Origin of the sequence: Planococcus sp. CPCC 101016 (assembly GCF_007859295.1) — a bacterium.
Classification (GTDB): domain Bacteria; phylum Bacillota; class Bacilli; order Bacillales_A; family Planococcaceae; genus Planococcus.
Genome location: NZ_VOHB01000002.1, coordinates 2,192,447 through 2,216,012, shown reverse-complemented (window position 1 = coordinate 2,216,012; position 23,566 = coordinate 2,192,447). Strand labels below are relative to the sequence as shown.

Below are 23,566 nucleotides of genomic sequence, written 5' to 3'. Positions count from 1 at the left end.
TCAACAATCCATCTTTATAGTAGAGAATGTAAACAAACATAATCAATAGGGGGAAACGACGTAATGAGAAACTGGAAATTCGCAATGGCTTCAACAATTCTTGGATCGGCTTTAATACTTGGTGCTTGTGGCGGCACAGAAGAAAGTACAGGTACTGGCTCAGATACACAGTCAACCAGTTCGGACACAGCTGGGGATGAAGCAGTTGTTGAAGGAACTGTATCAGGTGACGGATCTTCTACCGTAGCGCCAATCATGGAAGGCATTGTTGAAGAATATGCTGGAGCCCAGCCAGATGTTCAAGTAACCGTTGGGACATCCGGTACTGGCGGCGGGTTTGAAAAATTCATTCAAGGTGAAACAGATTTCTCTAATGCATCACGCCCAATCAAAGATGAAGAAGCTGCGAGCCTCGAAGAAGCAGGCATCGAATACACTGAATTCCAATTGGCCTATGACGGACTATCCGTTGTTGTCAGCCAGGAGAATGACTGGGTGGAAGATTTGACAGTCGAAGATTTGAAAAAATTATGGGTAGAAGATGGCTCGACGAAAAAATGGTCAGACATCAATCCGGAATGGCCAGATGAAGAAGTTGTATTTTATGCACCAGGAACAGACTCAGGGACTTATGATTACTTCAATGAAGTGATCTTGGAAGATGAAGACTTGGTTAGCTCGGCAACACTTTCAGAAGATGACAACACATTGGTGCAAGGGATTCAAGCGGATCCAAACGCGATCGGGTTCTTCGGTTATGCGTATTACGTTGCTAACCAGGATACCTTGAAAGTCGTCACAATCAATGGTGTTGAGCCAAACAATGAAACGATTGAATCTGGAGAATATTCGCCGCTGTCTCGTCCGTTGTTCACTTATGGCAGCAACGCAGCTTTGTCAGAAAACGAAGCGGCTTACGACTTCATGAAATACGCGATTGAAAATGCAGGCGCTATGGCAGAAGCTGTTGGTTATGTAGCATTGCCGCAGGAAGAATACGATAAAGATATGGCTGAATTAGAAGCTTTGAAACAATAATAAATAACAGTTTAGTCCAGTCTGAGGGTGAGCAGCCACTGCTCGCCTTTTGCGGTTGAAAGGGGATTCTATATGCGGCCATCTGTTCAAGATATGATCGCGCAGTCAAAAGGCAAGAAAAACAAGCAAATGATCGAGAAGATCATTCCGATTATTTTATTTTTAATTGCTTCTGTCTCAGTGCTGACATCCATTGGTATTGTCATGACATTGATTGTTGAAACAGTCACATTCTTCACCCGTGTTCCTTTCCTTGATTTTATTTTTGGCACCACATGGCTGCCATTTTCGAATAAAGAAGCTCAATTTGGGATTTTGCCATTGATCGTCGGCACGTTGAAAGTCACGCTGATAGCTGTAATCGTAGCTGTGCCGATCGGCATTTCAGCAGCGATTTACTTGAGCGAATACGCGAGCGAAAATATTCGTCGTGTCGTAAAGCCGATTCTTGAAGTGTTGGCAGGTGTTCCAACGATTGTTTATGGCTTTTTCGCATTGACATTCGTTACACCGGTGCTTCAGGCGATGTTCCCGGAAATTAAGATATTCAATGCAATTTCACCAGGGATAGTCGTCGGCATCATGATTATTCCGATGATTGCTTCGCTGTCGGAGGATGCCATGTCTTCTGTACCAAAAAGCATCCGTGAAGGTGCTTTGGCAATGGGGTCGACAAAGTTTGAAGTGGCATGGAAAATTACGGTTCCAGCCGCACTTTCAGGGATTATCGCTTCAGTCGTTTTGGCAGTATCAAGAGCAATCGGTGAAACCATGATCGTGTCGCTTGCGGCAGGTTCTACACCGCGATTTGATGGTGATTTTACCGGGTCGATTCAGACCATGACCGCTTATATCGTCCAGGTATCAAAAGGGGACGCTGGATATGGCACAACCATTTACTATTCCATCTATGCGGTAGGATTCACTCTTTTCGTTTTCACCATGGCTATGAATATCCTTGCCGGCTACGTGTCGAAACGCTTCAGGGAGGAATACTGATATGAGATATATAGAACAGCAGACGGTAGTCAAACGGATGGATGGCAGATTGATTATCAACGCCGTCTTCAAATATCTATTTATGGCAGCTACTTTATTAGCTTTACTTGCCCTGGTGATCTTGCTTTACCGGATCGTAACGCAAGGCGCAGGTCATCTGTCAATCGATTTTCTGATGAACTTTGCTTCTCGATTCCCTGAACAAGCAGGCATAAAAGCGGCGCTTGTTGGATCACTTTGGCTGATGATGGTCGTTGCACCAACTTCTATTATTTTAGGTGTTGGATCGGCTATATATCTGGAAGAATATGCAAGACAAAACCGAATCACGACATTTATTCGAATGAACATCTCCAATTTAGCTGGGGTTCCATCTGTTGTGTTCGGATTGCTTGGACTGACGATATTCGTTCGGGCGTTGTCACTGGGCAATAGTGTTTTAGCAGCAGGATTCACGATGAGTTTATTGATTCTGCCGGTCATTGTTGTAGCTTCACAAGAAGCGATCCGGTCAGTTCCGGGCGAACTCCGTGATGCTTCTTACGGGATGGGAGCCACTAAATGGCAGACCATCGTCAAAATTATTCTTCCGGCGGCTATACCGGGAGTTTTAACAGGAAGCATTTTGGCGCTGTCACGTGCTATTGGGGAAACAGCACCTTTAATCGTCATCGGGATACCGGTCATTATTCAGTTTTTACCGGCCGGTGTCATGGACACATTCACGGCCCTGCCAATGCAGATCTATGATTGGTCAAGTCGTCCACAGCAGGAATTCCAGACCGTAGCCGCCGCCGGCATCATCGTTTTAATGGCTGTGCTGCTATTCATGAATTCCATCGCTGTCATCATCCGCAATAAATTCGATAAACGCTATTAAGGCTAATTATGTGGAAGGGGTTCTGCAAATGACCACCATTATTACAAAAAAACCAATAATTGAGACAGTATCAAACCAGCCCTCAAAAAAGGCTGTTTACGAAACAAAGCAACTTAACCTTTGGTATGGCAGCAATCATGCTTTAAAGAACATTGACCTTGAGATTATGGAAAACGAAGTGACTGCGATTATTGGACCTTCAGGATGCGGTAAATCGACCTATATTAAGACATTGAACCGTATGGTGGAATTGGTGACATCAGTTAAAACTTCTGGTGAGATTCTATACCGGGGGCGCAATATTTTTGATCAGGATTACGGAGTGGAAGAACTTCGCACGCGCGTTGGCATGGTTTTCCAAAAACCGAATCCGTTCCCGAAATCCATCTATGACAATGTAGCATATGGACCAAGAATTCACGGCATCAAGAATAAGAAAATTCTTGATGAAATCGTTGAAAAAAGTTTGCGCGGAGCAGCCATTTGGGACGAAGTAAAAGATCGTCTGAATGAAAATGCCTACAGCATCTCTGGCGGACAGCAACAGCGGATTTGCATCGCTCGTGCACTTGCAATCGAACCGGATGTCATCCTCATGGATGAACCGACTTCGGCTTTGGATCCGATTTCTACATTGAAAGTGGAAGAACTGGTTCAAGAGCTGAAAAAAGACTATAGCATCATCATTGTTACACACAATATGCAGCAAGCCGCACGGATTTCAGATAAAACGGCATTCTTCTTAAATGGAGAAGTGGTTGAGTTTGACCATACGGATACCATCTTTTCAAACCCTTCCGACAAACGGACGGAAGATTACATTTCAGGCCGATTCGGTTGATGGAAGGAGGCGGAATTTTTGTCCGTACGTGAAAAATTTGATTTCGAACTTAATTCTGCACAAGAACAATTGATTGATTTAAGTACGATGGCAGTCAATGCCTTGAATAAATCGATGGAAGCGCTGATTAACCAAGATGTAGATGCAGCACTTGAAGTAATTGAAGACGATAATGATATCAATCAGCTGGAAGAATTCATCAACGATCGTGTCATTTTATTGATTGCCAAGCAATCTCCGGTCGCCACTGATTTAAGGCGTCTCATCGTTACCATCAAAGTCGCATCCGACATGGAGCGTGTCGGCGACTATGCGGTTAATATCGCAAAAGAAACCATCCGCATAGGCAACCAAGAGTTGCTTCCGCAAATTGGACAGATCCAGCAGATGCAAAAGCTGGCAGTCGCCATGCTTCGTCAGGTTATCGATGCATTTGTAGAAGAAGATGTCGTTAAGGCGAAAGAGATTGCAGAGCTGGATGATCAGGTGGATGAATTATACGGAGATGTGATCCGTAAATTGATGCGTGCAGGCGGAGAAAATCCGGATCGGCTTAGCCAGATCACTCAATTGGCGTTTATCAGCCGCTATATGGAACGATCAGCCGATCATGCCACCAACATCGCTGAGCAATTGTTTTACTTAGTTCGTGGACAGCACTATGATTTGAATAAATAAAAAAGCGTCAATCTGGAGATATGCCAGAACACCGAAAAAATTCACAGCCCTAGAAGAGGGATAAATTAGTGCCGGGAGCGAAAAAGCTGCCGGTCTTTCTTTTTATTTTGAAAGGTATAATTAAATAGGTTTTTAGAGTAGACTTTGCTGTGAAATATGCTATAATAATTAAGTCGTATAGATCACGCTTATTTACAAATGATCTTTGAAAGAATTAGGAGGGATACCGATGCGTGTTAACATCACTTTAGCTTGTACAGAATGTAGCGAACGTAACTACAGCACTGTTAAAAATAAGCGCAACAACCCTGAGCGTCTTGAAATGAAAAAATATTGCTCACGTGAAAAGAAAATGACAGTACACCGTGAAACGAAGTAATTCATTGATTGCCAAAACCTTTAGGGGTTTTGGCTTTTTTCTTTGTAAAGGAGCAGGTGCTGATATGGATAAAGGTATACAGCGAAAAGAAGTACTGACCTTACTTAATTTAATGACAGAAGAAGAATATAGAAAAAAGTCAGCAGAAGCAATTAGCGGGTTGATGAAAGATCCTGCGTTTTTGGCAGCGGAAACCATTGGCATGACCATTTCTGCATTTCCTGAAGTCGACACCTTCGACTTGATGAAGCAGTGCTGGGCGGTGGGCAAGAAAGTTGCTGCGCCTAAATGCTATCCGAAAACCCGCAGTATGGATTTTCGCCTCGTTGAAAACATGGATCAACTGGAAGTCGTTTATATGAAACTGCAGGAACCGATTGTCTCAAAAACGGTCTATATAAAACCGGATGACATTGATTTATTGATCGTCCCCGGCGTAGTATTTTCAAAAAATGGCTATAGAATCGGTTTTGGTGGAGGCTACTACGATCGTTTTTTGGCAAATTATCCGGGGATTACGCGCTCCTTAGCTTTCAATTGCCAGATTGCAGAGGCGATTCCGGTGGAAGCCCATGACGTGCCGGTACAAGGCATTTATACTGAAAGCGGCTTTATCAATAGTGAGGCGGTGGTCGAATGAAAAACTTATACGAAGTGATGCAATTGCTGAAGCGCTATGGCACGATTATTTATACGGCCGATTATAAAGCGGATCTTGAATTGATGGAAGATGAAGTCAAGGAACTTTATCGCTTGCAGTTTATTTCTCCAAAAGAATATGCATCAGCCATGTTGATTCTCCGTCAAAAAAAATCAGAGTATGACAAAAAAAAATTCGGCTAACGAAACTTCAGCCCATTTATTTCGTCTTGAATAAGGGCAATTACTTCATTTAATCGAAAAATTCTTTTATACTAAACTATTATGATGTAATTGACGAAATAATTTGAACGAAATAGGAGGATGTCCGCGGATGTTGAATAAAGAATGGCCGAAACATTCCATACTGGCAATAGCCATCATCACAACTTGGCTAAAAACATACATTGTTTATAAGACCAGTTTTTCAATCACGATTGAAAATGTGCTGCAGGAATTCATCTTGTTTATCAACCCGTTGAGTATGCTGTTATTTGTTTATGGAATTTCACTGTTCTTCAAGAGTGAAAAAGCTAAGAACCGTTATATGGTTTCCATTGCCGTCATAACTTCAATCATTCTTTATGGCAATGTCGCCTTTTACCGCTTTTTCAGTGATTTCATCACGTTGCCGGTCTTGTTTCAAACACAGAATTTCGGAGATTTGGGATCTAGTGCGGCAGCCAGTGTATTCTGGACAGACCTCTTTTACTTTACAGATGTCCTAATTATTTTATTGGCGATAAAATTTGTTAAGGTAAAACCGGGCAAAGCAGTTTCTTCTTCGGTTCAGCGCAAAACGTATTACGTTTTAGCACTTGCTGTCCTGTTCTTTAACCTTGGGCTTGCTGAAGCAGAGCGTCCACAGTTGCTGACACGCAGCTTTGATCGTGAGATGCTGGTGAAAAACTTGGGCATGTACAATTATCACCTGTACGATATTTACGTCCAATCCAAGTCACAAGCACAGCGCGCTTTAGCGGATGGATCTGAATTGGTTGAAGCCAATAACTATGTGCGCGCCAACCAGATTGACCCGTCAGAAGAGATGAAGGGCATTGCGGAAGGCCGCAACTTAATTGTTGTGACCTTGGAATCATTACAGAGCTTCACAATCAACGGGGAAATGAACGGAGAAACCATAACGCCGTTCCTGAATTCGTTGACTGAAGATGAAGACACAATCTATTTCGAGAACTTCTACCATCAAACAGGATTGGGAAAAACCTCAGATTCAGAGTTTTTGCTTGAGAATTCACTTTATCCTTTAGGCGGTGGAGCGGTATTCTTTACACATAGCGGCAATACCTTCAACTCCATGGCTGAAAGCCTCGGGGAAAATGGCTACTCGACAAATGTCCAGCATGCCAATACGAAAAGCTTTTGGAATCGCGATATCATGTATGAATCCATGAATATTGACGAATTCTATGACATAGAGAGTTTTGATATCGCTGAAGGCGAGGCAGTCAATTGGGGCATGAAGGATATTCCGTTCATGGAGCAATCGGTTGATCATATGACCGAAATGAAGCAGCCCTTCTACAGCCGATTATTGACATTGACCAATCATCATCCATTTACATTAGATGAAGAGGATAAATTGATCGGTGAATACGATTCTAATTCTGGAACGGTGAACCGTTATTTCCAGACATCCCGTTATTTGGATGAGGCGGTAAAAGTTCTTTTTGAAGACTTGAAGGAAAAAGGGCTTTATGAAAATTCGATTATCGTCATGTATGGAGATCATTACGGGATCTCCGAAAACCATAACGAAGCGATGACCCAGTACTTGGGTGAAGAAGTGACGGATTTCACTTCTGCTGAATTGCAGAAAGTTCCATTCTTTGTTCACATACCGGGCTATGGTGAAGGTTATGTAGACGATGAAGTGGGTGGACAAGTGGATATGCGCCCAACAATCATGAATTTGATGGGAATAGATACGTCGAAAGATATTCAGTTTGGCGGCGATCTGTTCTCTGAAGAACATGAAGAATTCGTGGTCTTCCGCGACGGACGTTTTGTCACAGATGAAGTGGTGTATGCAGGAAATGTCTGCTACGACAAGGAAACTGGCGAACCGACCGAGCAAGAGCTGTGTGAGCCTTTCATCGAACAGGCATTTACAGAACTCGAGTATTCCGAATCGATTATCAATGGCGATCTATTACGTTTTTATGATGAAGAAGATGGCCAATTGACTACAATTCCTGAAGTAGTATTGGAAAAATAGAAAGAGAGAGCGCAGAGCGCCCTCTCTTTTTTCATGCAAAGAAAAAAGCTGATGCGTTTGATGGCATCAGCTTTCTTTGATTAATGTAGTGCTGGTGGATAACCTTGTGTGATAAGTGTAGCAACCGTAAAGGCGCCGAAAATTACAAACGTTCCAAAGTTAAAAAGAAAACCGAGGACTTCCTTGTTTTTTAGCGTTTGTACAGTGCCGATGGCTGCAAGAACTGCAGTAAGTCCAAAAATAATCATTAACACCCAACTCATCGATGACACTCCCTTCAACTTAAACAGCCAGTGCCGCTTTGTTCTCTTTATATTGTAAAGATAATCGGCAGTTTTGTCGAGGATAAAAAGTGTCAGTATCTTGACAGTCAGGCAAAGTACGGCATGTTATAATCGAAAGGAGGTGAAGAGAATGCTGAAAATTGACCAATTGGAGCTGGGTCCTGTCCAGACCAACTGCTATATCATTTCGGACGATCAGAAAAACTGTCTAATTTTCGATCCGGGTGAAGAAAGCGAAAAGATTAATGCATTATTGAAAAAAAAGAATTTGAAGCCGATCGCTATCCTGCTGACGCACGCTCATTTCGATCATATCGGGGCAGTAGACGATATCCGTGATCGCTACTCGATTCCCGTTTATCTGCATCAACTGGAAAAGGATTGGCTCAGCCGGCCCAATTTAAATGGATCGGGAAAATACGCAGCTTTGCCGGATTATCGGATCAAAGATGCGGATATTCTGCTGACAAGTGAAAAGCATTTGCAAATTGGCTCTTTCAATATGGATTTATTGCACACACCTGGACATTCTCCTGGCAGTGTTAGTTTCTCATTCGGCAATGAAGGATTTGCCATTGTCGGCGATACGCTTTTCCGAGGCAGCATCGGCCGCACGGATCTAATTGACGGATCCGAGAAAAAGCTGTTGCAATCCATCCAGGAGTCGCTGTTGACTCTTCCTGAACATATGATCCTTTATCCTGGCCACGGCCCGGAAACGACCCCGGAACGGGAAATGAACAGCAATCCATTCCTTACGGGATTCTAAGCGACGAAAGCTTTCAATAAAAAACAAAAAGGGCATCGGATTTCTCCGATGCCCTTTTTGTTTTTAAATTTCGTATTGATTAATGTCCAGCACCAGGAACGTGGATGAACGTAGAGTAATAAGTGAAGCCTACGAAAAATACTGTCAAATAGGCACCAAAAATATACAAATACATGCGTTCAGAAATGTTTAAGAATCCAAGAAGAACAAAAAATCCGGTGTTAGCGACCATTAATAATGATACTTCGACCATATCGCCTACATAAAAGAGAACTGCAAATATACCAGTCCACCATCCCATTAATTTGAACATATTATTCATGGGTAATCCCTCCTTTGCCACAACACAATAATCTCTTGTTTATTATATAGGAAATAGAGTGAATGTGTAAACAGCGAGTTCCTCTTTCTTTGTGACAAACAGGTGTACGGCTTTAGGCCGCCGAGTAATGTTAGGTAAAATACAAAAATTTGAATTTGTATGCTTCTGGTAATTGCTCTCAAATTTCAGATTTGCCCCCTATTGGAGGTTTAAAATTTTATTTTGGCGAAAGCTGTTTCTTTCTCAAAAAGAGCCGGTTATACTATGTGGGAACAGAGAAGCGGCCTTTGTTCAAAGAGAATCAGGAGGTGGATATGCAATCGATTATCGAACGCCGCTGTGTTGACCTTTTGCATGATGCGGCAAAAAATGGCACGACAGACATCCACATTAAACCCGAACTATCCTGCTATACCGTCACTTACCGTTCGTTCCAAAACCTTCGGCAAGTGACACAACTCCCCTTTGATTTGGGTGATCGCATGATCGCTTATTTCAAATACCTATCCCTTTTAGACATGAGTGAAAGAAGAAAACCCCAAACCGGTTCATTCCAGCTTCCCATCAACGAGTTATCCCATTATTTTCGCATATCGACTTTGCCTTCCGTATTGACAAAGGAAAGCATTGTCATCCGGATCATGCCGGACGATACTGCCCAATCCATTCACCAGCTCGCAGCTTTCCGTGACTCTGCCCGCCTGCTGGAGAAGTTGTCTGAAGCGTCCCAAGGCCTCATTTTACTGACAGGCCCTACAGGCTGTGGGAAATCGACAACTTTATACTCACTGCTGAAGCATTGCGCTGAAAAATTGAATCGGAACATCATTACGCTCGAAGATCCGGTGGAGCGCAAAAACCAGTCAATTCTACAAATACAGGTAAATGAAAAAGCCGGCCTCAGCTACGCTGCCGGACTGAAGGCGATTCTTCGCCATGATCCTGACATTATCATGATCGGGGAAATCCGCGATGCTGAAACCGCGCAAATTGCAGTACGCGCAGCTTTGACCGGACACTTGGTTTTTTCGACCATCCATGCCAGGCATTCTGTTGGCTGCCTGCACCGCCTGCATGATTTAGGCGTGTCCTTTGAAGATATGGTTCAAACTCTGGTAGCGGTGTCAGCCCAGAAGATTATTCCGATGTTTTCAGATATTGGCCAATCTCAAGCATGTTACCGTGCACTTTATGAAATTCTTGAAGGGGAACGGCTGGAACAAGCGCTGCGGGCTGCGAGTCTGAAGGAAACCTATTCATTGCCGGATGATTTATCTTTTGCCGGCCAGGTTCGGGAAGGAGTGAAAATCGGTGCGATTGAAGCTGCCTATGCACTCAGACAAGATCCGTCTCCGTGACCGTGAGCAATTTCTGACACGACTGGCTGTTCTGATGAAAGAAGGATACCTGTTGCCAGTAGCACTGACGCTCTTGCTGCCGATGCATACGTCGAAGTTGGAGCAGACATTGAGCGGCATTACCGTCATTTTAAAAGGCGGAGGAAATGCCGCTGAAATCCTAAAATTTTTAGGTTTTAAAGATCATGTGCTGTTTCCGGTTGAAATTGCTGAATACCACGGACGATTGCCGGAATCTATCGACAGCATCGCGAAAAGCTTCTCACGAACGGAACAAGTACAAAAGAAGCTGAAAAATATTTTGATTTATCCGGTGTCTCTCCTAATTTTCACTTCTGTGCTTTTTTTGTTTTTTCGCACCAGTTATGTTCCGAATCTGACTGAAATGATGAAATCCTTGCAGTCGGGTGATGAAACTGCAGGGGTGCCGGCCTATTTATTGAGCCTGCCTGACTTCTTTATAGCAGTTTTTTTAGCAGCGGCTTTCTCGGTATATGTATTCGGGCTGCTGCTGAAAAGACAGGAAATTCACCAGCAAATCAAGTGGCTGCTGGCCGTTCCGATTCTTCGCGGCTTCATGAGGCTATATTGGTCGCATTTGCTGGCCAGAGAATTGGGGACATTACTTCATAGTGGAATTTCGATGCAGGAATCACTCGATCTTCTTCAGCGCCAAAATTACCACAAGATCATTCAGTTCATGACGCGATTATCCCATGAAGAACTGATGATGGGGCAAACATTTTCCACATCGCTCGAACATTTATCGTTCATTTCCAAGGATATGCCGGCTTTCGTCCAGCATGGCGAGATGACCGGCTATCTTGGAAAAGAATTGATTCTGTACAGTGAAGTTTTAATGGAGCGGATTGAACAGCAGACACAAGCATTGCTGCGCATTATCCAACCGAGCTTTTTTATACTGATTGCTGTTTGTATTGTAGGAGCTTATTTGGCCATATTGATGCCAATGTACAATCTTGTCCATACCATTTGAGGAGGAATACTATGCGTTTATTGAAAAATCAAAGAGGTTTCACTTTAATTGAAATGCTGATTGTCATGTTAATCATAACGGTGCTGATCGCTATCGCTATTCCGAACGTTACCAAACAATCATCTGCAGTGGATGATGTTGAAATACAAAAAAGTTAAGGTCTCGACAAAAAAGTTGAGGTCTCGACAAAAAAGTTGAGGTCTCAACAAAAAAGTTGAGGTCTTTTTCATTTGATATGTTAAAAATTATTTAAAGAATAATATGTTTGAAAAAACAATATAGAGTTGACACTTCAATATATACTCTATACATAAAATAAATTAATGGCCTGGCTTTTGGTTGTTCTTAATTGTTACTCATTTAAAATAGAGAACCTTGACCCCTAATTTCTTAGAAGCCAAGGTTCTTATTCATATCAACTTTATTTTAGTTTTGTATAGACGAGTAAATTAAACTTGATCCATATATCGATTGTTCGTAATAAAGATTACTATCCTGTTCTTTCCAATGGTTTTCTTTGATTGAACTGTGGTTGGGATTCGCTTTTTTATATGCGAGATAGACAGTTTCCGTAATAAGGATAGAGGGGGTTTTTAAAGTAGTTATTGTTTCTATTATTTCTTCTTCAATATAATAAAACTTCATGCTGGGTTTTTGGCAATAAAAAGCTGGTTGCGATGAAGCCGCTTCAAAGGACTCCCACCCACTATAATTTAATAAATCATTTTTCATGAAATCTGATATAGATTTCCTAGTCCTTGGCATACCAACTCCTTCATTGGCTAAAATAAATTCGCTTTTTACTTTATTTTTTATTTCAATCTCTTTATTTGCCAAATCAGTGAGTTTACTTGCAACATTCGCTGGTCTACCGAGCCAAACAAGTGATTTATAAGGAGCATTGTCCTCGCCGTTTTTACGGATTCCACCTTTGGAAACCAACATTCTGCCATAGTCAACACCAATTCCAAAACTGATATCATTATGAGTAAAATGTTTATTGATAATATATAATCCGACTGAATTCAACAGTATTGCTGTTTGGATTGCGTCGGTGTGGCAGTTCTCTTCATCGAACACAATCATCACTCGATCACCAATTATATTCCGAACCTTTCCTCCGTAGTATTGTGCTGCTTTTACCATAGCCCTCATGAATGCAGCATAAAGTTTTGTAACGGTTTTTGGCTTGTGTTTCAGATTCAATTCTGTCGACTTTCGCATGTCTATGTATAAAACACAAGTTTTAATTTGTTTAGCCTTTATTGTTTGAGTATCCAAGTTAGGATAGGTTATACCCTGAGAATCTAATGTGGGAACAATTCGTGTTTCTGTTACCTCTACATCAAATTCATTACTAATTATGCTATGTACATCATTATTTAACTCTTCCTTTAGTTCTTTCAAACCCATAATATCCAACTCCTTTCGTGATATAATAAATGGAAAACGGTGATTACTCATGGAAACAGAAAAACTAACTAGTCAACTGAATAAAAATGATGAATGGATTCAAAATGCAGATTTAAAGCTATCTATTATTTTAGCATTTTTAGGAGTTCTCGGCGGAATCATTTTATCGCAAGGAAAAGTGTTTAACTTGTTTAAGCATGGTTTAACAGTAATAGAAGGCTTTGCTGTATTTGCCTTCTCATTAGCCTTTATCTTGCTCGGAATAGGGATTACAACCGCAATCAAAGGGTTATCAGCTACGCTTTACAATCCGCATCGTGGCAATTGGTTCTTTGGAGATGTAGCAAAGTATGAAAATTGGCATTATTTTAAAAGGGCAAAGGATTCCGAAACACCCGAAGATGAAGTGGACGATCTTTTAAGTCAAATACATACGACTTCGAAAATCGCTATCAGAAAGTTCAAATGGCTTAATTTATCCATCAAGCTTTCAACATGGTCATTAGGTTCTTTTGCTGCATATTTTGTTTTGATAAATATTATTCCATTTATAGGAAAGTAGCAGAAGGGTAAATGAAATTGAACTCATCAGCCTGATGCAAAAAGAGGGAAAGCTTATGAATGGTTGCTTCTGTATGGTTCATTCAATAGGTAAATGGATTATATATTTTATGGTCTGCCTTAAGAGAAACAAAGACAGTGAGCAGTTAACCATTTTATAAGTTATTATTCCTAATAATGAAAAAGACTATTCATACTACACAAAATTATTCACTTGAAAAATGGAAATGGGGCGAGTAGATGAAAAATAATTATAAATTTTATGATTTTGAGGAAAGTGAAAAGAGGTTAACCGAAATTCTAGATTCTTCAAGTTCTTTTGAAGAACTTGATCACATTCCTAGTAGCGATAAACTAACCTTTATTAATGGCTATTACATAAACTGCACTTCGGTTTTTGTCGATTTACGTGACTCGTCTAAACTTCCTGATATACATCAAAATAGAGTTTTGGCCAAGATATACAGAGCTTATATAAGTGAAATAGTGGCCATAATGAATGGATATTCTGAGTGTCGTGAAATCGATATTGTTGGTGACTGCGTTTCAGGAATTTTTGAAACACCTAAGACTTCAAATATTAGAAATATCTTAGGAATGATAGCAACTATAAATAGTTTAATTCAGGTTCTTAATTACAAACTGGAAAAAAGAAGTTATAGTTCAATTAAGGTAGGGATCGGTGTATCTTATGGACGAGTGCTTATGATTAAAGCTGGATACAAAGGTTCTTCAATTAATGAGGTCGTGTATATGGGAGAGGCAGTTAATCAAGCATCAAAAATGTGCGGCCTAGCAAATAAGGTAGTGAACAGTCCCATCGTACTCACACCAACATTTCATCTAAATTTGACTGAAGAACAACAAGGTTGGTTTACGAGGGGGTGGAATACTTTAGGTCGATTTAGTGATCCAGAATATTACCATGGAACCGTAATAAATACGCTTATTGAAGAATGGTTAAATAAAAAATAAAATAGACGAAAAGGAATTGGAGGAAAATATGAACTTGGATTTTAAAATTACCGAAATTTTAACTTTGCCAATATCAATTATGGCAGCAATTTCTTTAGCGAGTGGCATTCTGCTTTTCTCTCCTCTTTCTTTTTTGGAAAGATTGTTTATGACGGAGTTCAGAGAACAAAATGGTTTTATTGTGGGAATAGTTTTCTTAGTTTCTACGTCGATTTTGGTTGTTAACTTGTCATATAAATTAGTTAAAAGTGCCGTGGAAGCTAAAAATAGACGAGATTTTTACGCGGATGCTGAAAAGAATTTGAAAAAACTCACCGACTATCAAAAAGCAATAGTATACACACTATTTCAAGAAGATAACCATACTGCTAACCTTCCTTTACACGACGGAGCTATTGCTGTGCTTTCTCAAAAATTTATTATTGGTCAAGTTAGTGGAAAATACATGGTTGAAGATTTAAATACTGCTGAGGTTCCTTATCTCTTACAGCCCTGGGTGGCAGACGAAATTCAAAATAAACCTTCCTTATCCACTGATTTTAAAAATGCTTTTAATAGACAAATTGAAAAGATTTCAAATACATACGGATAATTGAGTGTTGTGGTGTCTAGAAAAAAGTGAAATCATAAAGAATATTTTTATAGTTTAGAGTGCCTTAAAAAATAAGCGTATGTACATTTTCTTCATTCTAGAAGGGGATAACAAATGAGACTAATAGTTAATCATGATGAGGATAGAATTACATTTATTTCTGAAAACAATGAGATTTATGGTAGTACAGAATATACATCTCATCTTTGGGGTATAATTGAAGAGTTGAATTGGTACGTCAGTGACACCGACTTAAAGAATGGGAAACGAACTTACATATATACTGGTAGTACGCCATTTACTAAAAGGTATAAAAAATTATATGAAATAGTCATGTGTGCATGGTACGGTAAAGAAATTGTTGATCAAATGCGAGACCGAAAATTTATTATCGAACACTTAGATAATGATCCGCACAATTGTAGTATCGAAAACTTAACATTTGCCCACGAAGATTTTAATAAAGCAAAAGCATTTAGTTTTGATAAAGTAAGACCAGCGTTACTAGCTAAAGTTGCGATGAATATTTATAAGAATTTTTCTGCTCAAGAATATGAAATAACGTTGGGATTTAATGATTCTTATACTCTTACTACTGATGAAGATGGTGAAAGTAAAACTATTCCTTTAAATGCACTTTTCTTAAAATATTCAGATGATTTCGAAACGCTTATTATGGAAGCAAATTTTATAGCAAATTCTTTTAAAAAAGAACTTGATTTGAATATCGATGCATTAAATTGTTTAGAATACAGGTGTGTGCCAGCCAATTTTTTAATTACCCCGATAAAAAAACCTTTACCTTGCTTCATAAAGTATAATGGATTAACCTATTTAATTTTATCTGAGAATACACGTTTAATAGCTATTGGCCCAAGCTGGAAAAGTGGGCTGCTAAATTCAAACCTCAAATGATTCTAGAAGCTCATACTGCCCTAACCACTGTATAGCACAATCGAATAACTGAAAAAAGCCTAAAGTGAATATCCACTTTAGGCTTTCTATTTTAAATAAAATTAAACAAGAATATGACTCGGCCTGTTATCATAAAACTAAAACCAGTAATATTATTTACTGGAAAATTACTAGATTATCATGGAGGAGCGTATTGTGAACCCTTCCCCTGATAGCTAAGTGTTAAAGAAAAAGAGAGAAGACTTCCAGTAGATTTGAGATAACTTTTACTTACTTACTATTCGTTTTTCAATTCTTCAATGACTTTATCGATATCATCCAAGTCATGAATCACTTCTTTATTCATAAGCCAACTGTATTCTGCATCTTCTATGCTTAGATTACTTTCATTGTAAGCAAACATACACAAGTATTGGTAAAAAAATTCCTTTTTTAAGATATCAGACGTACGATCAGAAAACACTATAAAGGAAATTATACGACTCATAAAATCTACTCCTCTATAATTAACAAAGCCTGAAGCGATTTTTGCTTCAGGCTTTGTTAATTAAACCGCTTGTGCTGACCAGCATAGTTATCTATTTCCGAGATGCAGTTGTGGTAAACCTCTATTTTAACTTTACTTAAGTATTTACAAAGGGAGTAGTGCAAGTATTAAACAAAATGACTTAACAGAAAAATGGAGCGCATTTTACAATTGAGGACCGAATTAAAAACACTCTTGACTCTTGAAGATTTTAAAGTCGGAAAGTTTCTTGCCGCTTCTAAAGAAGTCTAGAAGGAAGGTCTACCACTTTTTGTAAGCTTTTAGAGTAATGATTTGTTAAATCTTAAATTTTAGTTTAATGATATACTGGAAAATATTATATAACTTATTTTAATACCAATATTTTTGGTAAGGACTTGTAAACAATGTATTCTACATAGGTTTTTCTTAAAATGTATAGGGATTAGAATAGTTAAAATAAGAAGAATGGTGTATTCAAGTTATTTTACATAAAAATTCGTGAGAATTGTATCCGATTAAATATCCATTACTTGGAGGAAGTTATATATGATACATAATGAAGATTCTAGAGTTAAAATACCTGGTTTATTACACTTTTTGAGACTAGGTTATACTTATCAATCTAAAAAAGATGCCAACATAGATCCTAATAATAATATATTTATAGATGTTTTTAGAGAATCACTGAACAGAATAAATAATATAAAAATTTCTGATAAGCGTATTGAATTATTAATAAATGAGCTCTCTGACCTCACAAACAACAAAAAAGATAAAGGTAAAGCTTTTTATAATCGATTGCTAATGACTGCGGGAATCAAATTAATTGATGTTAATAATGTAGCAAATAATGACTTTCGAGTTGTTGCAGAATTAAAGTATGAGAAAGACCGTGCCACGTTTAGACCAGATATCACTATTCTAGTTAATGGAATTCCGCTTGGATTCATAGAAGTAAAAAAACCAAATAACAGAGAAGGAATACAGGCTGAATTTCAACGAGCATTAGACAGAGCAAATAAAGGTGAGTTTGTCCAATATTTAAATCAAATGCAAGTTCTAGGCTTCTCGAATAACCAAGAATATGATGATAGTGAACGAGTGAAAATGTCAGGCAGCTTTTACACTACTCCAAATGGTACTTCGTTAACATTTAACCATTTTAGAGAAGAAAAAAAGATTGGTGTAAATGAATACCTCTCAGACGAGATTATTAATTTTGTGTTGGCTGATAATAACATTTCTAAGATAAAAGAAACATCTGAATTCATAGCAAATTTAAACCCTGATACACCAGGTAATCGATTTATAACTTCAGTATTTTCAACTGAAAGATTGCTTTGGATTCTTCGCTATGGATTAGTTTATGTTGATTCTGTTCGTGATGGCTTAAATAAGCATATTATTCGATATCCTCAATTTTTCGCTCTAGATGCTATCTTAGAAAAATTAAAAGATGGAATGCAAAGGGGAATCGTATGGCATACGCAAGGGAGTGGAAAAACTGCTCTTGCATACTTTGCGTCTAATATTCTCAGAGATTATTACGCGCGAAAAAATATTATAACGAAATTCTATTTTGTCGTTGATAGATTAGACCTTTTAATACAAGCATCTGGTGAGTTTTCATCGCGAGGAATGTCAATTGCATCTATTAATTCAAAAGAAGACTTTGTTAACAATATAAAATCGCCAGTAATTGTCTCTTCTGTTGGCAATAACGAGTATAAAGAAACTATGAATGTTGTTAACATCCAAAAGTTTTCGCAAGAAGCTGCGGTAGACTCTTCAATTGATAAAAAAATCCAAAGAATTTATTTTTTAGATGAAGTCCACAGAGGTTATAAACCTAAAGGAACTTTCCTTTCCAACTTACTTGGTGTAGATACTAACGGAATTTTTATTGGTTTAACAGGAACTCCCATTCTTAAAAAAGAATTCAAATCAACAGATATATTTTCAGGCTATATACATAAATACTATTACAACAAGTCTATTGCAGATGGCTATACTCTTAAAATTAAGAAAGAAAACATATCTACAAAACTCAGAAATGAAGTAAGAGGAATGTTTAAATTAGAAGAAAACCAAAAGATTTCATCTAAACATTGGGAACTAGTAGGTAAACAATCACCTTTTGTAAATAAAATATGTGGATATATTGAAGAAGATTTTGAAGTGTTCAGTAAAGAAATTTATAGAGATAATAGTTTGGGATTTATGATCGTCACATCTTCCAGCGAACAAGCAAGAATGATACAGGAATGGTTTAAAGGATACTCGAATCTTAAGACAGCTCTTGTCTTGTATGATGAAGAATATAATAAAGATAAACAAGAGGACTTTCGAGGTAAAAGACAAGCTGAAAATTCTAGTATTATTACAAGTAATTATTACGGGGTCATAGTGTATAATATGCTTTTGACAGGTTTTGATGCACCTAGGCTAAAAAGACTTTATTTATTAAGACGTATTAAAGAGCATTCGCTATTACAAACGTTAGCTAGAGTAAATCGCCCATATAAAAAAATGCGTTACGGGTATATCGTAGACTTCGTTGATATAACAGAAGAATATGAGGAAACTAATAAGAGATATCTTGAAGAATTAAGAGACGATATTATTGATGAAGACGGTGCAGCAGACGTAAATGATATGTTTGTAGATGTGGTTGAGGTGAAGAAACAAATAAAATCACTTCAGAATAAACTATTTATTTATATGGGGAATATTGAAAGTAATTTAGAAGATTTCAGACTCCAGATTGAAACGCTTGAGGAAGAGCAATTAAGCGAAATAAGAGCCTATTTAAACTCGTATAAAGAATGTTATAACGAGCTAAGGATGGCAAAGGAAGATGTATCGACTATGCCTATTGAAAGCGTAGGAGCTGCTTATAGAGAGGTTTCCAATCGCCTTCAATTTAAACGAGATGAAGAACGTTTATTAAATGATGATAATGAATTTGATGATATTGATTTTAGCAACTTAATAGTCGAATTTTTAAAGAACGGTGAAGTTGATTTAGATTTCACTACTGAAAATGATGTCTTAGAAATAGTGGCTAATATCGAAAATGAATTTTATGCAAATACAGATAAAATCGATTTAACTTACATTCAGCGGAAGCAAGAATTTAGAGATATTATGATCAAGATTAAACGTGATGGAAATAATACAGAGAAAATAATAAATTTCATTAAAGCACTACATATCTTGCATAATCAGCTAAGAAGCTTAAATATAAGTAATAAAGCACTCGCTTCCACCTATCGTGGAGATGAAACTTGTATGCGACTTCATAAAAGACTATTAGAAGTGTATGGTGAACATATCGATAATCCAATTGCATATGAAATAATAACTGAAATTATTCTTGCTATTGATGATTTATTAGGTGGTATAAACCCATCAATGGAAATCATGACACAAGAGTTAATGCGCCCAGTACGTGATTCGTTTAGAAATAAAGGCATCAATTTAGGTAAGAGCCAAGTTCTAGACATAATAAAATTAATAACTGACGATAAATACAACTAAGAAAATCAAAACGCACCTGGAAGGAAGTAAAGTAATGAGTATAGATGAATATTTAAATAAAATAAAAAAAATGATAGATGACTTGAAAGCTATGAGTTCCGATTTAGGATTAGCGAATACTGGTGATGAATACAAAATCATTTCTGAACTGTTTACGTATAAATTTCTCAACGACAAATTACTTTATGAGTTTGCTAAGAGAGATGATAAATTAGAGACGTTTGAAGATTTTGTAGATTTTGCTCCAATTAATATCGCAAAAATGAGAGAAGAACATTTGGTTGATAGCCTCTATCAATTACAGAACGAAAAAAACTTCCACCAGATATTAGATCAGGCATTTGTTGAAGTAAATGATTTAAATAAAGATATTTATACAGTCGAGACTGTCACTGGCCAAAGGAAAAATTTGTTTGAGCCTTTAGGTCGGTATATTCGAGACCATGATAAAGAGTTAGCTCTAGCAAAGAGAGCTATTAATATTATGGCGGAACACAAATTCACAAATATTTATGAAGATGGATTTGATTATTTTTCTAGTGTCTTTGAATATTTAATTAAAGATTACAATAAGGACAGTGGTAAATATGCTGAATATTTTACTCCAGTAAGTGTAGCGGACATTATTGCTGAAGTTCTATACGATGACACACCTGTAAAAAATGTCAGTGTATATGATCCAGCAGCTGGATCTGGGACACTTTTATTATCTATGGCAAATAAAATTGGGACTAATAAATGCTCTATTTATAGCCAAGATATTTCACAAAAATCAACGCAATTTTTACGAATCAATTTAATTTTAAATAAGTTAGTTCATTCTTTACCGAATGTTGTTGAAGGCGATACATTGTTAAAGCCAGATCACTTAGATGAAGAAGATTCAGATCGGCTGAAGAAGTTTGATTTTATTGTTAGCAATCCACCATTTAAAACTGATTTTAGTAATAGTATAGAAACCTTAAAAGTAAATAAGTATGATCGATTCTTTGCAGGATTGCCGAATATACCAAATAAAAATAAAAGCGGTATGGCAATTTATGAAACATTTATTCAACATATCTTAGCTACATTATCTGAAAAGGGGAAAGCTGCAATCGTAGTTCCCACAGGATTTGTATCAGCAATGAGTGGAATACCCCAAAGAATTAAAATGGAACTAGTAGATAATAATTGGCTTAAAGGTGTTATACACATGCCATCTAATATTTTCGCTAATACTGGCACATCTGTCTCGATTATTTTTATCGATAAATGTAAAGAAGATGATAACGTGATGTTAATAGACGGCTCAAATTTAGGTACTAAGAAGAAGTTAGATGAGGGTCAACGTACAGTTTTGAATGAAGAAGAACGTTTTAAGTTAATCCATACGTTTAGAAATCGAATCAAGGAAGAAGAATTTAGTACATATGTTCATAGTGATGATATTAAGAATAACAATTATTCAATTTCAGCTGGACAATATGTAGAAGTGAAAGAAGAAGTTTTGGATTTTAATATTAATGAAAGACTAAGGGAAATAGGAACTGCCATACTGGCTTACCAAGAAGAAAATTCTAAGATTGATAAAGAGGTATTTAAAATTCTTCAGGAGGATTTTAAATGAGGGATTATAAATTAGGAGAAGTCACCTTAAACTATGATAATCAAAGAGTTCCTTTATCTGAGAAGGAGAGAAAGAAAATACCAGGGGTATATCGGTATTATGGGGCTCAGGAAGTTGTCGACTACATTGATAAATATATTTTCGACGGCGAATATATATTAGTCGCTGAAGACGGTAATAATCTGATATCTAAAAAGAAGCCCTTATGTACTTTAGTTACGGGAAAGTTCTGGGTTAATAACCATGCTCATATTATCAAAGCGAATGAAAAAGCTGATACTAAATATCTTTATTATTTGTTAAACAAAATTAATGTGAAAGGATATATTACAGGTTCAGCACAACCAAAACTAAATCAAGAAAATTTAAATAAAATTAAATTGAAACTTCCAGAAAAGTCAATTCAAGAGGAAATAGCAAATAAAATCTTCTTTTTAGACAAGAAAATTGCTTTGAATTTCAAACAACTTGAAAAACTCGACGAATATTTATATCTCTTATATTACAAATGGTTTATAGATTTTAATTTCCCTAATGTTCATGGTAAAGCTTATAAAGAACACGGAGGAGAATTAAAAGAAATTGAAGGCAAAAAGCTTCCTCCTGGATGGACAATTTCGAATCTATCTTCTTTAGGAGAAATAGTATCGGGTGGCACTCCATCTAGAGCAAATCAAGATTACTTTGATTCAAATGGAATAGCATGGATTACGCCAAAAGATTTAGCGATATCAAGATATAAATATATAAAAAAAGGTGAAACATCAATCACCGAGTTAGGTTTAAAGAATAGTTCTGCTAATTTACTACCTAAAGGAACAATATTAATGAGCTCTAGAGCTCCGATTGGTTATTTAGCAATTGCAAAAAATGATGTAACAACTAATCAGGGGTTTAAATCTATTGTACCAAAAGATAGTATTGGTACGGAATTCGTGTATTACACACTAAAACGATTAGGTACTAAGATTGAAAATATAGGAACAGGATCTACTTTTAAAGAAGTATCGAAAGAAATGTTGTCAAGATTATCTGTGATTTTACCTACGACAGATGTTTTAAATCAATTTCAAGTAACAACAAACCCATTGTCTAAAAAAATACAACTTCTCGAAGATGAAACTGACTTTATTATAGAATCGAGAGAGCTATTAATTAAGAAATTAATTTTGTAATCTAACAAAAATGCACTTCTGAATAAGTTTCAATATTGTACAAAAATAAGAAAACGCTCGATTTTGCTGAGCGTTTTCTTATTTTTTCTATTCTCAAAAGTATTAGGCTATGTCAAATTACTCCGTAGATTTTCTGCTCCAACTATATAGTTCTATTTAAAGCCTTAATTCTAAGATTATTACTCGGCAAATACTAATATATTTTATTTTAACGTTCGTTAGAAAGAAAATTAATACTTAAAGTTCAATTAATTTATTACCATTACTGGATTAAATCATTCGACCAAAGCAAAGATCCAATTTTTGCAGAGTTTTTCTCTTCGTGCAATATAACTTCAAATTCATGTTTTTCATAAAAATGAACAAGTCGGTCGATATGATTTCTATCAACTTCGGAAATCCATCCGCTGATAAAAGTTACATTTCTATGTTTGGCAATTTGTATTAATCCATTAAGCAAAATACTGCCATAACCTAAATTGACCATAGATTCTTTGATATCAATATCACTTAGTTCAATTTTTGTATAATCTTCATTAAAAAATGCCTTTAGAACAGGTTCAGGATAGAAACGCTTAATTTTAGATACAATTCGTAGCTTAAGGAATATGTGACGCTGTTTTTCCCTAGGTAAATGGTTATCTAACTGTCTGTATAAAAGAAGGGTAGAAGATGATAAATTAATAGCTTCAAAAATTTCATTAGCTTCATTAAGTATAGACTCTGACTGGACTTTCACTTCGTACTGAAAATCTTTTGTTTTGTGCAATGGGAAAAAATTTTGAAAAAAAGGTCGTCTAAATAAAAAGTCGCAGGGGTTCAAAAAGAACATCTCCATATCTATAATAAAATCCA

Annotated in this window: 24 protein-coding genes and 1 pseudogene; 20 read left to right on the top strand and 5 right to left on the bottom strand. The window is 37.2% G+C overall.

The window, feature by feature from the left end:
- Positions 1-63 precede the first annotated feature (63 nt).
- The 9 genes from FQV26_RS10535 to FQV26_RS10495 all read left to right on the top strand — a co-directional run bounded on the left by FQV26_RS10535 (position 64) and on the right by FQV26_RS10495 (position 7,693).
- A complete protein-coding gene (locus FQV26_RS10535; RefSeq protein ID WP_146557434.1) occupies positions 64-1,038 on the top strand; it encodes a PstS family phosphate ABC transporter substrate-binding protein in 975 nt (324 codons plus the stop codon).
- A 72-nt stretch (positions 1,039-1,110) separates the two neighbouring features.
- A complete protein-coding gene (gene pstC / locus FQV26_RS10530; RefSeq protein ID WP_146557433.1) occupies positions 1,111-2,037 on the top strand; it encodes a phosphate ABC transporter permease subunit PstC in 927 nt (308 codons plus the stop codon).
- Between the two features lies 1 nt (position 2,038).
- Complete coding sequence (gene pstA, locus FQV26_RS10525; RefSeq protein ID WP_146557432.1) at positions 2,039-2,917, top strand: phosphate ABC transporter permease PstA; 879 nt, start codon at positions 2,039-2,041, stop codon at positions 2,915-2,917.
- Positions 2,918-2,945: 28 nt separating this feature from the next.
- Positions 2,946-3,758, top strand: coding sequence for a phosphate ABC transporter ATP-binding protein PstB (gene pstB / locus FQV26_RS10520; RefSeq protein ID WP_146557431.1), 813 nt, complete (start codon positions 2,946-2,948; stop codon positions 3,756-3,758).
- 18 nt (positions 3,759-3,776) lie between these two features.
- Positions 3,777-4,436, top strand: coding sequence for a phosphate signaling complex protein PhoU (gene phoU, locus FQV26_RS10515; RefSeq protein WP_146557430.1), 660 nt, complete (start codon positions 3,777-3,779; stop codon positions 4,434-4,436).
- 229 nt (positions 4,437-4,665) lie between these two features.
- The gene (rpmG, locus tag FQV26_RS10510; protein ID WP_006830468.1) at positions 4,666-4,815 is read left to right on the top strand and encodes a 50S ribosomal protein L33; all 150 of its coding nucleotides are present in this window, start codon (positions 4,666-4,668) and stop codon (positions 4,813-4,815) included.
- Positions 4,816-4,879: 64 nt separating this feature from the next.
- Positions 4,880-5,455 carry a 5-formyltetrahydrofolate cyclo-ligase gene (locus tag FQV26_RS10505; RefSeq protein ID WP_146557429.1) on the top strand — a complete coding sequence of 192 codons (576 nt, stop codon included), beginning with the start codon at positions 4,880-4,882 and terminating at the stop codon, positions 5,453-5,455.
- The gene (locus FQV26_RS10500) at positions 5,452-5,658 is read left to right on the top strand and encodes a YqgQ family protein (RefSeq protein ID WP_146557428.1); all 207 of its coding nucleotides are present in this window, start codon (positions 5,452-5,454) and stop codon (positions 5,656-5,658) included. Before FQV26_RS10505 ends, FQV26_RS10500 begins: the two co-directional genes overlap by 4 nt.
- Positions 5,659-5,788: 130 nt before the next feature.
- On the top strand, positions 5,789-7,693 hold the full coding sequence (locus FQV26_RS10495) for an LTA synthase family protein (RefSeq protein WP_146557427.1): 1,905 nt from the start codon (positions 5,789-5,791) through the stop codon (positions 7,691-7,693).
- An 80-nt stretch (positions 7,694-7,773) separates the two neighbouring features.
- Here the strand turns inward: FQV26_RS10495 and FQV26_RS10490 are convergent, their stop codons facing one another.
- Positions 7,774-7,956, bottom strand: a complete 183-nt coding sequence (locus FQV26_RS10490) for a DUF2759 domain-containing protein (RefSeq protein ID WP_146557426.1) — start codon at positions 7,954-7,956, stop codon at positions 7,774-7,776.
- Between the two features lie 151 nt (positions 7,957-8,107).
- On the opposite strand from FQV26_RS10490, the gene FQV26_RS10485 reads away from it, so the two are divergent.
- Positions 8,108-8,746, top strand: coding sequence for an MBL fold metallo-hydrolase (locus FQV26_RS10485; protein WP_146557425.1), 639 nt, complete (start codon positions 8,108-8,110; stop codon positions 8,744-8,746).
- Between the two features lie 79 nt (positions 8,747-8,825).
- Here the strand turns inward: FQV26_RS10485 and FQV26_RS10480 are convergent, their stop codons facing one another.
- Entirely contained in the window at positions 8,826-9,068 is a 243-nt protein-coding gene (locus tag FQV26_RS10480) for a DUF2626 domain-containing protein (protein WP_006830462.1), read from the bottom strand.
- Positions 9,069-9,382: 314 nt separating this feature from the next.
- Between FQV26_RS10480 and comGA the strand changes: the two genes are divergently transcribed.
- From comGA to FQV26_RS10465, 3 genes and pseudogenes are all read left to right on the top strand, one after another.
- Entirely contained in the window at positions 9,383-10,426 is a 1,044-nt protein-coding gene (comGA, locus tag FQV26_RS10475; protein ID WP_146557424.1) for a competence type IV pilus ATPase ComGA, read from the top strand.
- Complete coding sequence (comGB, locus tag FQV26_RS10470; protein ID WP_146557423.1) at positions 10,380-11,423, top strand: competence type IV pilus assembly protein ComGB; 1,044 nt, start codon at positions 10,380-10,382, stop codon at positions 11,421-11,423. Before comGA ends, comGB begins: the two co-directional genes overlap by 47 nt.
- Before the next feature lie 11 nt (positions 11,424-11,434).
- Positions 11,435-11,560, top strand: a pseudogene (locus FQV26_RS10465) (competence type IV pilus major pilin ComGC); the annotation flags it as partial.
- Positions 11,561-11,849: 289 nt separating this feature from the next.
- On the opposite strand, the gene FQV26_RS10460 reads toward FQV26_RS10465, so the two are convergent.
- A complete protein-coding gene (locus FQV26_RS10460; RefSeq protein ID WP_186759748.1) occupies positions 11,850-12,836 on the bottom strand; it encodes an adenylate/guanylate cyclase domain-containing protein in 987 nt (328 codons plus the stop codon).
- Between the two features lie 49 nt (positions 12,837-12,885).
- On the opposite strand from FQV26_RS10460, the gene FQV26_RS10455 reads away from it, so the two are divergent.
- The 4 genes from FQV26_RS10455 (at position 12,886) to FQV26_RS10440 (ending at position 15,879) form a co-directional block, all read left to right on the top strand.
- Positions 12,886-13,398: a Pycsar system effector family protein gene (locus FQV26_RS10455; RefSeq protein WP_146557421.1), complete on the top strand. Its 513-nt coding sequence runs from the start codon at positions 12,886-12,888 to the stop codon at positions 13,396-13,398.
- 239 nt (positions 13,399-13,637) lie between these two features.
- A complete protein-coding gene (locus FQV26_RS10450) occupies positions 13,638-14,372 on the top strand; it encodes an adenylate/guanylate cyclase domain-containing protein (RefSeq protein ID WP_146557420.1) in 735 nt (244 codons plus the stop codon).
- Between the two features lie 28 nt (positions 14,373-14,400).
- A complete protein-coding gene (locus FQV26_RS10445) occupies positions 14,401-14,964 on the top strand; it encodes a superinfection exclusion B family protein (protein WP_146557419.1) in 564 nt (187 codons plus the stop codon).
- A 114-nt stretch (positions 14,965-15,078) separates the two neighbouring features.
- Positions 15,079-15,879 carry a hypothetical protein gene (locus FQV26_RS10440; protein ID WP_146557418.1) on the top strand — a complete coding sequence of 267 codons (801 nt, stop codon included), beginning with the start codon at positions 15,079-15,081 and terminating at the stop codon, positions 15,877-15,879.
- A gap of 277 nt (positions 15,880-16,156) precedes the next feature.
- Here FQV26_RS10440 and FQV26_RS18940 read toward each other — a convergent pair whose 3' ends face one another.
- Positions 16,157-16,366, bottom strand: a complete 210-nt coding sequence (locus FQV26_RS18940; protein ID WP_146557417.1) for a hypothetical protein — start codon at positions 16,364-16,366, stop codon at positions 16,157-16,159.
- Positions 16,367-16,933: 567 nt separating this feature from the next.
- Between FQV26_RS18940 and FQV26_RS10430 the strand changes: the two genes are divergently transcribed.
- From FQV26_RS10430 to FQV26_RS10420, 3 genes are read left to right on the top strand one after another with little or no spacing between them, the layout of a single operon-like run.
- Positions 16,934-19,927 carry a type I restriction endonuclease gene (locus FQV26_RS10430; protein WP_146557416.1) on the top strand — a complete coding sequence of 998 codons (2,994 nt, stop codon included), beginning with the start codon at positions 16,934-16,936 and terminating at the stop codon, positions 19,925-19,927.
- Between the two features lie 34 nt (positions 19,928-19,961).
- Positions 19,962-21,536 carry an HsdM family class I SAM-dependent methyltransferase gene (locus FQV26_RS10425; protein ID WP_146557415.1) on the top strand — a complete coding sequence of 525 codons (1,575 nt, stop codon included), beginning with the start codon at positions 19,962-19,964 and terminating at the stop codon, positions 21,534-21,536.
- Positions 21,533-22,711, top strand: a complete 1,179-nt coding sequence (locus FQV26_RS10420; RefSeq protein ID WP_146557414.1) for a restriction endonuclease subunit S — start codon at positions 21,533-21,535, stop codon at positions 22,709-22,711. Before FQV26_RS10425 ends, FQV26_RS10420 begins: the two co-directional genes overlap by 4 nt.
- Before the next feature lie 262 nt (positions 22,712-22,973).
- Here FQV26_RS10420 and FQV26_RS10415 read toward each other — a convergent pair whose 3' ends face one another.
- The gene (locus FQV26_RS10415) at positions 22,974-23,534 is read right to left on the bottom strand and encodes a GNAT family N-acetyltransferase (protein ID WP_222433897.1); all 561 of its coding nucleotides are present in this window, start codon (positions 23,532-23,534) and stop codon (positions 22,974-22,976) included.
- Positions 23,535-23,566 lie beyond the last annotated feature (32 nt).

Coding starts and splice junctions, on each gene's coding strand:
- FQV26_RS10535 (WP_146557434.1), top strand. CDS start 64: ATGAGAAACTGGAAATTCGCAATGGCTTCAACAATTCTTGGATCGGCT.
- FQV26_RS10425 (WP_146557415.1), top strand. CDS start 19,962: ATGAGTATAGATGAATATTTAAATAAAATAAAAAAAATGATAGATGAC.
- FQV26_RS10455 (WP_146557421.1), top strand. CDS start 12,886: ATGGAAACAGAAAAACTAACTAGTCAACTGAATAAAAATGATGAATGG.
- FQV26_RS10450 (WP_146557420.1), top strand. CDS start 13,638: ATGAAAAATAATTATAAATTTTATGATTTTGAGGAAAGTGAAAAGAGG.
- rpmG (WP_006830468.1), top strand. CDS start 4,666: ATGCGTGTTAACATCACTTTAGCTTGTACAGAATGTAGCGAACGTAAC.
- FQV26_RS10420 (WP_146557414.1), top strand. CDS start 21,533: ATGAGGGATTATAAATTAGGAGAAGTCACCTTAAACTATGATAATCAA.
- FQV26_RS10480 (WP_006830462.1), bottom strand. CDS start 9,068: ATGAATAATATGTTCAAATTAATGGGATGGTGGACTGGTATATTTGCA.
- FQV26_RS10430 (WP_146557416.1), top strand. CDS start 16,934: ATGATACATAATGAAGATTCTAGAGTTAAAATACCTGGTTTATTACAC.
- comGA (WP_146557424.1), top strand. CDS start 9,383: ATGCAATCGATTATCGAACGCCGCTGTGTTGACCTTTTGCATGATGCG.
- pstB (WP_146557431.1), top strand. CDS start 2,946: ATGACCACCATTATTACAAAAAAACCAATAATTGAGACAGTATCAAAC.
- FQV26_RS10460 (WP_186759748.1), bottom strand. CDS start 12,836: ATGGGTTTGAAAGAACTAAAGGAAGAGTTAAATAATGATGTACATAGC.
- FQV26_RS10490 (WP_146557426.1), bottom strand. CDS start 7,956: ATGAGTTGGGTGTTAATGATTATTTTTGGACTTACTGCAGTTCTTGCA.
- FQV26_RS10500 (WP_146557428.1), top strand. CDS start 5,452: ATGAAAAACTTATACGAAGTGATGCAATTGCTGAAGCGCTATGGCACG.
- FQV26_RS10495 (WP_146557427.1), top strand. CDS start 5,789: ATGTTGAATAAAGAATGGCCGAAACATTCCATACTGGCAATAGCCATC.
- pstC (WP_146557433.1), top strand. CDS start 1,111: ATGCGGCCATCTGTTCAAGATATGATCGCGCAGTCAAAAGGCAAGAAA.
- pstA (WP_146557432.1), top strand. CDS start 2,039: ATGAGATATATAGAACAGCAGACGGTAGTCAAACGGATGGATGGCAGA.
- FQV26_RS10440 (WP_146557418.1), top strand. CDS start 15,079: ATGAGACTAATAGTTAATCATGATGAGGATAGAATTACATTTATTTCT.
- FQV26_RS18940 (WP_146557417.1), bottom strand. CDS start 16,366: ATGAGTCGTATAATTTCCTTTATAGTGTTTTCTGATCGTACGTCTGAT.
- FQV26_RS10505 (WP_146557429.1), top strand. CDS start 4,880: ATGGATAAAGGTATACAGCGAAAAGAAGTACTGACCTTACTTAATTTA.
- FQV26_RS10485 (WP_146557425.1), top strand. CDS start 8,108: ATGCTGAAAATTGACCAATTGGAGCTGGGTCCTGTCCAGACCAACTGC.
- FQV26_RS10445 (WP_146557419.1), top strand. CDS start 14,401: ATGAACTTGGATTTTAAAATTACCGAAATTTTAACTTTGCCAATATCA.